At 41.8% G+C, this 11,975-nt stretch carries 11 protein-coding genes; 8 read left to right on the top strand and 3 right to left on the bottom strand.

The window, feature by feature from the left end; translation table 11 throughout:
- The first annotated feature begins 5 nt into the window (after positions 1-5).
- The gene (locus LT679_RS01680) at positions 6-1,118 is read left to right on the top strand and encodes a hypothetical protein (RefSeq protein WP_232175167.1); all 1,113 of its coding nucleotides are present in this window, start codon (positions 6-8) and stop codon (positions 1,116-1,118) included.
- A 405-nt stretch (positions 1,119-1,523) separates the two neighbouring features.
- Here the strand turns inward: LT679_RS01680 and LT679_RS01685 are convergent, their stop codons facing one another.
- The gene (locus LT679_RS01685; protein WP_232175169.1) at positions 1,524-2,765 is read right to left on the bottom strand and encodes a hypothetical protein; all 1,242 of its coding nucleotides are present in this window, start codon (positions 2,763-2,765) and stop codon (positions 1,524-1,526) included.
- A gap of 239 nt (positions 2,766-3,004) precedes the next feature.
- On the opposite strand from LT679_RS01685, the gene LT679_RS01690 reads away from it, so the two are divergent.
- Together LT679_RS01690 and LT679_RS01695 are read left to right on the top strand one after the other, a co-directional pair.
- Positions 3,005-3,877 (top strand): sensor histidine kinase, encoded by an 873-nt coding sequence (locus tag LT679_RS01690; protein WP_232175170.1) that lies wholly within the window; start codon positions 3,005-3,007, stop codon positions 3,875-3,877.
- Positions 3,862-4,554, top strand: coding sequence for a LytR/AlgR family response regulator transcription factor (locus tag LT679_RS01695; protein ID WP_232175171.1), 693 nt, complete (start codon positions 3,862-3,864; stop codon positions 4,552-4,554). The genes LT679_RS01690 and LT679_RS01695 overlap by 16 nt, the downstream gene beginning before the upstream one ends.
- A 54-nt stretch (positions 4,555-4,608) precedes the next feature.
- On the opposite strand, the gene LT679_RS01700 is transcribed toward LT679_RS01695, so the two are convergent.
- Together LT679_RS01700 and LT679_RS18680 are read right to left on the bottom strand one after the other, a co-directional pair.
- A complete protein-coding gene (locus LT679_RS01700; protein WP_232175172.1) occupies positions 4,609-5,064 on the bottom strand; it encodes a DUF6265 family protein in 456 nt (151 codons plus the stop codon).
- A gap of 81 nt (positions 5,065-5,145) precedes the next feature.
- Positions 5,146-5,958, bottom strand: a complete 813-nt coding sequence (locus tag LT679_RS18680; protein ID WP_232175173.1) for a DUF6597 domain-containing transcriptional factor — start codon at positions 5,956-5,958, stop codon at positions 5,146-5,148.
- Between the two features lie 357 nt (positions 5,959-6,315).
- On the opposite strand from LT679_RS18680, the gene LT679_RS01710 reads away from it, so the two are divergent.
- The 5 genes from LT679_RS01710 (at position 6,316) to LT679_RS01730 (ending at position 11,960) form a co-directional block, all read left to right on the top strand.
- On the top strand, positions 6,316-6,828 hold the full coding sequence (locus LT679_RS01710; RefSeq protein ID WP_232175175.1) for a DUF2975 domain-containing protein: 513 nt from the start codon (positions 6,316-6,318) through the stop codon (positions 6,826-6,828).
- A gap of 1 nt (position 6,829) precedes the next feature.
- Complete coding sequence (locus tag LT679_RS01715) at positions 6,830-7,036, top strand: helix-turn-helix domain-containing protein (protein ID WP_232175177.1); 207 nt, start codon at positions 6,830-6,832, stop codon at positions 7,034-7,036.
- Positions 7,037-7,117: 81 nt separating this feature from the next.
- Positions 7,118-7,990, top strand: a complete 873-nt coding sequence (locus tag LT679_RS01720; protein WP_232175178.1) for an ABC transporter ATP-binding protein — start codon at positions 7,118-7,120, stop codon at positions 7,988-7,990.
- 3 nt (positions 7,991-7,993) lie between these two features.
- On the top strand, positions 7,994-11,161 hold the full coding sequence (locus tag LT679_RS01725; RefSeq protein ID WP_232175179.1) for a M1 family aminopeptidase: 3,168 nt from the start codon (positions 7,994-7,996) through the stop codon (positions 11,159-11,161).
- A 133-nt stretch (positions 11,162-11,294) separates the two neighbouring features.
- A complete protein-coding gene (locus LT679_RS01730; RefSeq protein ID WP_232175180.1) occupies positions 11,295-11,960 on the top strand; it encodes a hypothetical protein in 666 nt (221 codons plus the stop codon).
- The last annotated feature ends 15 nt before the right edge of the window (positions 11,961-11,975 follow it).

An 11,975-nucleotide genomic window follows, 5' to 3' on the forward strand; every position in this document is an offset into this window, starting at 1 on the left:
GAATTATGAAGATGTTATATTGGTTTTCTACAGTTACCATTATTGGTCTTTTAATATTCCTCGTTTTTCAGTTTTTAAAAAATCGGCAAACTGTAGCAGAAGGTCTTCCTAAACAGTTTTCACATTACACTTCAATTGACAAATCAAGTATTATCCGGGTCGGCAAAGTGTCGATGATGCTTTTGCTTGAAAGCACGGAAGATATTCAGTACTTTTTAACACCCGAAAATGAGGTCATCGCTTATACGGTTCCTGAAAAAATGACAAATTATTTTTATAAAATAAACAGGAGCGGTGTTATCATTGACACGTTGATAATCAAGTGCAGGCCTACGGATATTGCCTTTGTCAAAGGTTATATCATTGATAAAAACCAACACCAGTATTATACATGGAGTTTTAACGGAAATAAAGGAGCAATCAGCATCATGCTGTTGAATGAAATACCTGATTGGGATTTAAAAAAGCAACAGCAGCAACTTGCGGCTATTATTAAAAAATCTGCGGCTGTATATGTGGAGTATCAATCTATTAGCCCTGAGCCTCAAAAACCAGCAGCTGATGACGAAATTCAGGCTGTACCATCTATGCAAACTTACACTATCTTGACTTATCTGGAAAATGATAGTTGTTTCCGGTTTGCCACAACATTAGATATTGGTAAGGTTTATCCCTACTCTTACACGGAAGAATTACTTTTAAACAACCTTTTTAAACGCATCAATACCAAAGTAAGCGGCAATAAAGAGATTATTAAATCACCTTATATCCGTTATCGCTACTTTCAAAAGCTTAAGCTGGAGAAAGTCCGCTTTTCAGGAGGTGGAGGCAATGCAGCGCCGTTTACCGTAACGCTTTTCCATGGAAACCTTTTCACAGATGTTGTATATAGGGCTGATACTTTGAGAATAAAAGAATTTATGTATCTGGAACAAGAATGGCAACATAGTAGCATTGAAATAGATGGGAAAAATATAGGTACGCTTACTAAAAACAAAGCACAACCTCCTGTTAATATTGACGCTTATATGTATTATACCAACCCACAGCTGGAATACGCTTTGTTTACCAATAGTGATAAAGAGCTTTATGTTATAAAACAAACGGGTAACGAGTAATAGCTATTCTCATTTTATTACACATTGGAAAGTATCAACTTCAGAACGATTCCATTCAGATGCTACTTCCGGAATACCTGCCGGCGGAGTTTGGAGTAGCGGATGATCCATTGCAATATCAGACAGCCTTGTTGTCTTCTGATCTTTTATATAAGTTGATACGGTAATATATAGTGTGCTTGCTGAATAACCACTTGTTCAAATACCTGCTCTTTGCCATGTTCATAATTAGCTGGAAGTTTTATTTCCTTAAATCAGTCTTCCATTTTTAATACATGCAATTGGAGTGGGGTGTTTTGAATAATTTCCGGAAGTAATGCTGTTTTTATACGCTCTTTTGGGCGAAAAATCAATCTAATTGCAGGCCGCCTGAAGATTAAGTCAGTTTACTGCCCGCGGCTGACATTAGTTTGAACTGAGTGTATAGTGCAAGTTGTCAATTTTAATGAGATGCCAGCCCTCTGCCAGATCCAGGGTCCAGCCTTCGCCTTCCAAATGCCTGGCAGCTACATCCATTCGGCCATTTACCGGCACACTCACGATGCGCCAGTCTTTGAGCAACATTCCGCCTTTGTTTACCTGAAGATGCCCCCAATTGTCTTTAATCTCACCTGTAGGGTATATCGTGCCAAAATTACCCAGGTCGAAAAGTGTATTGGGGTTGAAGATGATGTTCATCTTGACAAGCTTGATGCGCAGCACTGGCTTTTGCGTAAAAATTTCTGTATACGCTTTCGCAGCTTGTAAATGAATACTTTCTTTTTGCTGTTCAGATGACCTGATGGCAGCTCCATTGTAAGTTAATTCGTTTGGCGCATTGCTGGCTTTGACCCGGTAATAGCGTTTGATCAGTGCTGAAAAATCAGCGTTGGAGTCGATCTGCTGTGTCCAGTGTCTGCTCTTTTCCTGTAAAAGCAGCCCATAGACCGGCCCGGTTAGGTAGGCGAAGGAACGGATCAGAGATTTTCGGTTACCTGCGGTATCGATCTGGGCATAAAGGTGCGGGCGCAGATCGCTGCGGCCAAGCGAAGCACCGGTATATTCGGCCAGCCCTTCATTCATTTCCAATATACGTTCATTGGCAAAAGTTTTTGGAAATAATTGTTCCCGTTTTTGACGGAAAGCTAAAGCGTTAGCCAAGTCTGTCTGCCTGCGATTGACCGGTTTCTGTAACGCCGCTTTAAGTGCCTGCAGCTCTAAAAATAAATATAGGCGGCCCTCCATCGTACTTAAATGATCGGCGGTCGGGCTTTTAGCTGGGAAGCCGATCTGTTGCTGGATGCAGTGGAAAGATTCATGTAGTAGCAAGCCTACCCGTTCATTGCGATCCTCAGGCAAAGGCCATAATAACACCGACCACGTGCGGCCACCCCATTTAATTGCTGTATTGGCCACCATCACATCTGTTGGCAGCAAGCCTGTATATATGCCACCTTCATGTTTTAATATTCCCGCGCTGTCGGGCATGTTGGCATAGGTTAATCGGCTTTCCTGATCGACAAATAGTGTAGGGCCATAAAGCGGTATTTTCCATAATTTTTGTTTTTGCGCGGCAGCCTCGGCTTCTTTGAAATAAGATGCAGCCAAAGGCACCTGTGCATGGGTAGTACTGGCGATTGTAAATAAGCAGATTAATAGCTTTTTCATTGCACCAAAATAATGGCTGGTCACGAACGGGCGCCTGGCTATTATACCAATGGTGATGAATTTTATACGAGCTGTAAGATGGCTTTGGCCAATGATGCTTACTTTAGATGATGCGTAAATTCGGGGTGCATACGGGCTTTTGGTTAGTGTTCTTTTTTATGTGGGACCGGCTGTTGTATTTTTACGTGAATAACGAGTGGAACCGGTTGTATTTTTCGGCCTTAGATACCGGACTTATCATGCTCGCATTTTATGCGCTATACGGTTATTTGATGCCCGATTATTTTCGGCGGAGGAACCTGAGCAGGCTTATCTTACTATCGCTATTACTCATATTGGTATTGGCTGGCCTGGCAGCCTGGATCATGGGAATACTGTTGCAAAACATGATCGTGCCTATCCATTTTGAATTTAGCTGGACATATAGGGATATGCAGTATAACCGGCTGTTCATGGCGCTGTTAGGTATTATGGCCGGCATTTTTGTTAAGCTGGCGCTGGATCGTTTTGAATTACGGCGCAATTTGGCGGCGCTGGAAAAAGAACGCAGCGCGGCAGAACTGATCTATTTAAAAGCACAGTTAAATCCGCATTTCCTGTTCAATTCTCTTAACAGTCTGTACAGCCAATTAGAATTAGGAACAGGCGATCCCAAGCAGACATTATCTGCACTGTCGGATATGTTGCGGTACCAGTTGTATGATTCGGAACAGGAACTCGCTGCTTTAGATAAGGAACTGGATTATTTAGCTGATTACATTGCGTTGCAGAAGCTGCGCCTGGATAATTGTACGGTTAACTATGTTGTAGATGGAGATAGTAAAAGCCAGAAAATCGCGCCATTGCTGCTGATCGCCTTTGTAGAAAATACATTCAAGCATGTTTCTGATAATTTGACTGAAAACTTCATTGATATCAATATTCAGATCCATGAAGGTCAGCTCCGTTTTTATTGCAGCAATAGCTATGAAGTTGCGGCCACAGGCAAAGGGATCGGACTGGACAATGTACGTAAGCGCCTGTCGCTCATTTATGGTAAGCGGCATCAATTAGAAATCAAGCAAGAGAATAATATTTACGAAGTAGAATTAACACTATGCTTAAAGTCCTGATTGTTGATGATGAACCGCTGGCCCGGCAGCAACTTGAAGCCTATGCCAGCCGCCTAACCTATCTGCAATTAGCGGGGGTAGCACGCAACGTGGATGCTGCCAACGATATTTTAAGTAGCACAGCTGTCGACTTGATTCTTTTAGATATCCAGATGCCGAAAACGACGGGTATTGAGTTTTTGAAAAGCCAGGATATTGCACAGCAAGTTATTCTGGTCACAGCTTTTCCGGAATATGCAATTGAAGGTTTTGAGTTGGCCGTTACCGATTACTTATTGAAACCGGTGACATTTGAACGTTTCACTAAGGCCTGCGAAAGAGCTTTGGCCAATGTCAGCGGCCATGCGGCAGTAAGCCTGATAAAACAACAGCCCGGCTATTTATATGTCAGATGTGATCAGCGTCTGCAAAAGATCCGCATTGCGGATGTCCTGTTTATTGAAGCGATGGCCAACTATGTACATATTATCTTAGCGAATAAAAAATATACAGTCTATTCCAGTTTAAAAGGTTTGGAAGCTCAATTGCCTGCAGACGCTTTTGTGCTGACCCACCGGTCTTATTTGGTAGCGGTGAGACATATTGACAGCATCGGGAAAGCGGAAGTTCTAATAGGTGAAAATAGAGTGCCGCTCAGCCGTTCACAGCGAAAACTTGTCCAGTCGCTTATTATTTAACGTATTTATCGGGTCAAAGAGAGAGAAATTGGAAATTTTATTGGTTTCCGGTAATTACTTATACTGAAGGGTCATTTTATAGAAAAAGCCCTTATCGCCTTCGCCAAGCACTTCTACAAATATTTCATTTTTGCTTAACGGCGTATAACGAATTTTCTTTGGGAAATCATGGCTTAAGTTTTCAAAGGATACTTTACCTTTAATAGCCTTATTCAATACAAAGTCAATAGGTTTGCCTTCATTTTGGTCCAACACGGTAGCGGTATAGGTTATTTGATCCGCCTTCTTTCTAATCATCAGGTATTCACTTACCACTTTGTTCTGATCCTTCATTTTATAGGATTGGCCTTTGAATGATCCGTCTGCCTCTCTTCGCCATGTCTCATAGTTTTCCTTATTCTCCCTTTTCCAGGTGCCTTCCAAAAACTGAAGGTCCGAAAGCCCGTCTATTGTTGTGAATGCACAAAGTAATAGTAACATCAATATGCCGCCAATTAGCTTCTTTCTCATGTTGGTAAATTTTGGTTGCTTCATTATTAGGCAAATATCCGACAATCCCTAAAGGGAAAATTGGAAAAATGCGACATGTTACTAAGAACTTGAGAATAGCATAGCCATCCTAAGGTTACCGGCATAATATTCCTTAGGGCTTAGTCCGGTAAATTCTTTAAAATCATTGATAAAATGTGACTGGTCATAAAAATCGTTATCATAAGCTACATCGCCCAAGCAGGAAAATTGCCCTTCGGAAAGCATTTTTAAACTGGTCTGCAACCGAACCATTTTGGATAGCTGTTTAGGGCTTAGCCCAACTGCAGTAGAAAACCTGCGTTCAAGCTGCCTTCGGCTGACCGGTAACTTCCCGGTTAGTTCGCCTATAGGCTGCCGGCCCTTCAGTTCAATTATCAGTGCCACACTTGATCTTACCATACGGTCAACAAACAATCCGCGGCGCAGCGTGTTAAGCAAAAAATCCTCAACCCGCTTTATTCTCTGCATGGTTGTCCCTGCACACAATACTTCATTTTCAAGATTGATCCCTTCATTGCCGAACAATTCTTTCAGAGGGACAGCCCTGTCATTCATGGAACGGGGGGATATTTTAGTAAAGGGTGTAAACGCTTCGGGGTAAAAACGCACGGCGAATATACCGGTACTACCTGTGGGCTGTATTTCGAGTGGAGAAACAACCTGTCCGAAAACGAAGCATCTGGGTTGGATGACAAAATCACCGCTTGAGTTATATTGCCTGTACAGGTCTCCATAATGGAATATCATTTCCATACATCCGTCAGGCAGAATGCGCTCTTTAACCGGCTCCGTGGCTTCAGGCGCTTCCAAAGTCCAATAGCACTTCACAAATACGCTTAAAGCTTGTGATGGATCAAATGTTTGGTAATTCACAGCGTATTGGTTTTCACGTTGGTTAATATTAAGGTTTTTGCCTTTCTCGACGGTCAGTATATCATAGCGAAAGATAGTATACTTAATTATTTTTTTTTCAATTACTGGAGCATTGTTTTGCCAGGATCATTCGGAAATCAAATTATATTGACACCCGGTCGCTTTTATGGCTTCTAAGCTCTGAACATCGGCTAAAATTAAAACATTATCTTACTCAAATAGCTTTTATACTTGCCCAAATTTTTTGATCCGTCTATTCTATTACTGTAACACACACTCAAGAACAAAGTAACTTTTTTTGAATTAATTATTGTAAAACAATAATTAATTGTATTATTGCGGTAATAAATTAAATGTATGAAGACTGTTCGCTTAATCGCTAAGGTGCTATCTGCTATTAGTAAAATACTTGCAACAGGATATTTTCTATCCTTTCTGCTTTCTATTATCGCATTCACTACAGGCTGGAATTTGAATGTGATCGAGCATAATACCCGTTTCGAGATCTGTTATCCGTTTACCCAAACACCCTTCCTTTTGGGCGAATACAGTGCAGGATACATGTTAATGTTCCTGTTATTGCTTGGGCTTTATTCACTTTTCTTTTTGCTGGTTGGGAGAGTATTTGGTGTGTTTACCCAAGCCAGGTTGTTTACAGCGCATGGTATTCGTCAGCTAAAAATGTTTTACCTGGGCAACCTGGTATTGCCTGTAGTGGCTATAGTGGTAGTCTCCTTGTTTTATAACGTTGATTCACCGGCCGAAATATTGGTTGTACTACATATGTTGCTGGGCGTATTTACCTACTTCATGGCAGCCATTTTTAGAGAAGGGTACAATTTACAGTGCGAAAACGATTTGATTCTTTGATATGGCCATTATTATAAATGTAGATGTAATGTTGGCCAGGCGAAAAATGCAAAGTAAAGAGCTGGCAGAAATCCTGGATATGACTCCGGCTAACTTTTCCATCTTAAAAACCGGGAAGGCAAAAGGTATACGATTCGATACGCTCGAAGCGATATGTAAAGCCCTTGATTGCCAGCCTGGTGATATACTCGAATATGTAACCGACTAACAAGACGTAATTAAATTATATTACTATTTAACCCTTGGCAACGAAAGGGGAGGCCACCCTTTTGCCTGAAAAGTTCAGTCAATGAATACACTTACCATTAACAACTTAAGTAAAGTTTATAAAAACGGCGTCAAGGCTTTAGATGAATTGTCGCTGGAGATCAGTAACGGAATGTTCGGTCTACTTGGGCCTAACGGCGCCGGAAAATCATCCCTTATGAAAATGCTTGCCGGTTTGCAGCATCCCGATGCCGGTGAAATATATTTCAACAATTGTAATGTAATCCGTAACCCCTTATCGTTAAAAAGGCAACTTGGCTTCTTGCCGCAGGATTTTGGGGTATATCCTAAAGTATCGGCCTATGACTTGCTTAACCACATTGCTGTTTTAAAAGGTCTCACACACGCTGCTTCAAGAAAAGAACAGGTTTTGGCGTTGCTCGCTCAAACTAACCTTTACCAGCAGCGCGATAAAGAGGTGCATACGTTTTCAGGTGGCATGCGGCAGCGCTTCGGCGTAGCGCAGGCATTACTGGGTAACCCGCAACTAATTATAGTTGATGAACCAACAGCGGGCCTCGATCCCGAAGAACGCAACCGTTTTAATAACCTGCTTAGTGAAATAGGGGAAGAAAAGATCATCATATTGTCTACCCACCTGGTTGAAGATGTAAAAAACCTCTGTACCCACATGGCCGTCATGAACAAGGGTCGCATTATTGCCAAAGGCAAGCCTGCTGATTTTATAGCTTCCATGAACGGTAAACTATGGCAAAAAATGATTGATAAGACCGATAAGCCAGTTTATGAGCAACGGTTTCGCCTCCTTTCTGCTCAACTTAGTCTGGGTAAGCTTCAGGTCCATATTTACAGCGAGAGTGATCCTGGTTATGGCTTTGCCCCTGCGAGCCCAGCCTTAGAGGACGTTTATTTTTATCTACTAAACGCCAACTAACTCATGACCGCCTTACTGAAGTTCGAACTGGGCACTTACCTTAAGAAGCCCGGCATTTATATTGCCTTGTTGTTACTTTTTGCAGCTGGCTTTTTCATCGGCCTCAAAATGTCATTTAGTCCCGGTAACGAAATATATCGCAATGCACCATACAGTATTGCCAATATGGTCGGTTTGCTCAGCCTTAGCACTATTTTCATGACGACCGTATTTGCCGCTCAAATACTTTTAAAGGAACATGATGCCAAGTTCGATATCATACTGTACACGACACCCGTTAAAAAGGCGCACTATCTTTTTAGTCGCTTTGGGGCGTTATTTATGCTGACAACGATATGTTTTATAGTACTTGTAACTGGTTATTTAGCGGGCCATATCGCTGATAGCAACCCGGTGATCTACCGTGGGTTCAATCTATGGTTCTATATACAGCCGGTATTGTTCTTGGCACTGCCAAATCTAATAATGTGCGCTGCACTGGTAAGCACCATTACCTGGCTGTTTCCCAATAAACTTATGGTGTATGTCACCGGTTTGTTTATTTATATCTGTTACCTTATCATGCTCACCTATTCCGGATCGCCCATGATGGCCGGAAGTCTGCCCCAATCACCCGAAATGCTGGAGCTTTCCGCGAAAACGGATCCCTTAGGTCTTTCCGCGTTTTATCAGCAGACCAATCTGTGGACAGTAGCACAGAAAAACACCTGCCTGATACAGTTGACGGGAAATCTCTTACTGAACCGGGTTGTCAGCATTGCAGTATCCTTCTTGCTGCTATCGGCCGCGTACTTTAAGTTCAGATTCCGTATATGGGAAAATACTTCCGTCAAAAGCAAAGCTATTCAACTGTATGAACATAGCCCGGTATTAAAATACGGGCTTATACAGCCTTCGCCTCATGGGCTAATGTATAATTTATCGGCAATTAAAAGCCTGGTAAAGCAAAACCTCAAAATCCTGATCAAAAGCATCCCATTCGTCCTCATCGGCTTTGGATTGATTTTTTATTTGGGTATGGAATTTTATGGGAGCATTGACCAGGGTGTACGGTTGCCGGAACAATATGCCAGTACCGCGCTGATGGTTAACCGGATAATCTATAACCTTCCTGGATTGTTGCTGTTGGTCGTTTTGTTTTATGCTCATGAACTTTACTGGCAAAGCTATAGTCATCGTTTTAACCTGATGGAGAATAGTACTCCGGTTAATAACAGCGTTCTTTTATTAGCAAAATGGATTTCGCTTACAGTGATGATCATTTTGTTGACCGGCATGATCATTACAACCGGCATTGTTTTTCAATTCATGTATCATTACCCCGCCATCAATTGGCAGGCTTATGCGGTGGCTTATCTGTTTGTCGATCTTCCCTTAATGATCAGCGCTGCACTGATCTTACTACTCCAGCACATAATTAACCATAAATGGCTGGGCTTAACCGGTACCTGTATAATTATGGGACTACTGGTAACCGCAATCGGTAAATCATTAGGAATAACGCAGCCCGTATTGCGCTTCGCCGGGGCCTACACAGCCCAATTTAGTGAAATGAATGGCTGGGATGACTATTCCAGAAGCTTTATATGGAGGATGGTCTATGGAGCCAGCTTTACCATTACTGCATGGTTGATAGTTAATAATTATTTTAAAATGGCTACTAAAAGGCAGTTACTTTTTTTAAGTATTCCTTTTAGCATATGCCTCATTACGGGCATATATATATACGAACAAACACCTGCCGTCAGCACTATAAAGCAATTTGATAAGCGCCAAAGCTACGAGCAATTATATCGTAAGTATAAAGATGCCAACCAGCCTGTAATTACTAATGTTAAAACCAAGATTGATCTGTATCCGGGGCGTAACGCTTATCAGGTATGGGGTAGCTATTCCCTCGTCAACAAGGGCGCCAGGCCTATTCATAAACTCCTCATCAATTTTGAGGAGGATATAAAAGTTAAGATGGCAACTTACCAGGCCGAAGGAAAAGAACAATCTTTGGATACGAAAACCGGCCTAATTGATATAAAGTATCCCTTGATGCCAGGAGACAGCGCCACGCTCACATTTTCCTTTGCTTATGAATGGAATGGATTCACGGGACACCAGCCTTTCAACGCCATTGTACATAACGGCACATTTATCCGTATCAGCAACTACTTCCCTCGCTTCGGATATCAAACGGATAAAGAAATATCCTTACCGGGCGAAAGACAAAAAAGGCACCTGGGGGAATTATCAGTATTAAAAAGGCTTGAAGCACCGCGCGGCGTAAACCAGTTTATCAATCTGGATATGACCGTTTCGGTACCTTCTGAACAAACTGTAATCGGCGTAGGTGATCTTGCTCAACAATGGCGGTTAAACGATCGGAGTTACTTCAGGTATCTTTCCGGCATGCCGATACCTTTCAGGTTCGGGATTTCTGCGGCAAAGTATCAGGTCAAAAAGTTGAATTACAAAGGTGTTCAATTTGAAGTGTTTTATGATCGCAAGCACTTTGAAAATGTAACACACCTGATCAGGAATGCTACCCGGACTATGGATTATTGCCAGGATAATTTTGGCCCATATCCCTATAAAACGATCCGGTTTGCAGAGGTATCTTCTTTTACAGACGGATTTGCCGGCACCGCTTACCCGGCAACCATCTTCGTGACCGAGCAATTGCTTTTTCATAACAACCTTAAAGCAGACCGCGGTCAGGACGTAATCAATGAACTTGCCGCCCATGAGCTATCTCATCAGTGGTGGGGTAACGGCCGATTGGCACCGGATGAACGTGAAGGATCGAAGGTATTAACCGAAACCCTGGCGATGTATACCGAGTTGATGCTGGCAAAACGATACCTGGGCACGCAAGCGTTAAAGAAAAAATTAGCCATACATGAACATATATATCTGAATGAACGCGGATTTTCCAAAGAATCTCCGCTGTACAAAGCAAGGCCGGAAGACACCTATCTTTATTATGATAAGGGATTGATCGTGATGTACCAGTTAAGTGAATTGATTGGTGAGGAGAAAACCAATAGGGCATTAAGGAACTTACTGGAAAAATATTCTTATCCAGCCCCGCCGCCTGTAACTACTGATCTGCTTAGGGAGTTGTATCAAGTCAGCGATGAAGCGCAGCATGTCAGGATCCGAAAACTGTTTACGCGTTAATACAAGAATTAATATTTATTATGGATTATTGGGAAGATTTTCATAAACTTTAGATCTGATTACCTGAAATTGATGGCGTCTTTAAAGTTAATTAGTAAGATAAATAAGTTAACAAAACATCTGACACTTTTACATGAGAATAGTTCTTAAATCCATATACATCTTTAGTCTGATGTTGTTACCCTGTTCATTACTTGGGCAAAATGGACAAACCATCAAAATTGCCGATCTGTACAAGAAAGCAAGGCTTAGGGCCGTGAACAGAGACATTGCAAACGTTCAAAGCAACGATGGAACTTACCTGAATGTTTCGGAAAGTAAAAAAGAAGGTATTGTATGGCTTCCGTTCAAGGACTTTCAAAATGGCACAATTGAGGTTGAAATGCGGGGAAAGGATGTTTTTCAAAGGAGTTTTATTGGTATTGCGTTCCACGGCCAGGATGACATTACGTACGATGCGGTATATTGTCGTCCCTTTAATTTTTTTTCGGCCGATTCTGTTAGGAGGATACACGCAGTGCAATATATCTCGCAACCCGATTTTACCTGGGAAAGATTGAGAAAGGAAAAAAACGCGATGTTTGAAAAAGAGATCGTCGATCCACCAGATCCCAATGGCTGGTTTACCTTGAAACTCGTGGTTGACAACGGTACTGTTAAAGCGTATATCAACAACGCAGCTGAAGCTTCGCTGGTTGTTCAAAAACTCAATGATCGAACTTGGGGTAAAATAGGAGTCTTTACAGCAGATAGTAGTGGCGGCGACTTTAAAACAATCAAAGTAAACTATAGTAATTAAAGAAAACTATAATAA

It is taken from the genome of Mucilaginibacter roseus (assembly GCF_021215455.1).
In the GTDB taxonomy this organism is placed as follows: domain Bacteria; phylum Bacteroidota; class Bacteroidia; order Sphingobacteriales; family Sphingobacteriaceae; genus Mucilaginibacter; species Mucilaginibacter roseus.

Excerpts from the sequence above, each read along its gene's own strand:
- LT679_RS01680 (WP_232175167.1), top strand. The coding sequence starts at position 6 with ATGAAGATGTTATATTGGTTTTCTACAGTTACCATTATTGGTCTTTTA.
- LT679_RS01685 (WP_232175169.1), bottom strand. The coding sequence starts at position 2,765 with ATGAAAAAGCTATTAATCTGCTTATTTACAATCGCCAGTACTACCCAT.
- LT679_RS01690 (WP_232175170.1), top strand. The coding sequence starts at position 3,005 with ATGCTCGCATTTTATGCGCTATACGGTTATTTGATGCCCGATTATTTT.
- LT679_RS01695 (WP_232175171.1), top strand. The coding sequence starts at position 3,862 with ATGCTTAAAGTCCTGATTGTTGATGATGAACCGCTGGCCCGGCAGCAA.
- LT679_RS01700 (WP_232175172.1), bottom strand. The coding sequence starts at position 5,064 with ATGAGAAAGAAGCTAATTGGCGGCATATTGATGTTACTATTACTTTGT.
- LT679_RS01710 (WP_232175175.1), top strand. The coding sequence starts at position 6,316 with ATGAAGACTGTTCGCTTAATCGCTAAGGTGCTATCTGCTATTAGTAAA.
- LT679_RS01715 (WP_232175177.1), top strand. The coding sequence starts at position 6,830 with ATGGCCATTATTATAAATGTAGATGTAATGTTGGCCAGGCGAAAAATG.
- LT679_RS01720 (WP_232175178.1), top strand. The coding sequence starts at position 7,118 with ATGAATACACTTACCATTAACAACTTAAGTAAAGTTTATAAAAACGGC.
- LT679_RS01725 (WP_232175179.1), top strand. The coding sequence starts at position 7,994 with ATGACCGCCTTACTGAAGTTCGAACTGGGCACTTACCTTAAGAAGCCC.
- LT679_RS01730 (WP_232175180.1), top strand. The coding sequence starts at position 11,295 with ATGAGAATAGTTCTTAAATCCATATACATCTTTAGTCTGATGTTGTTA.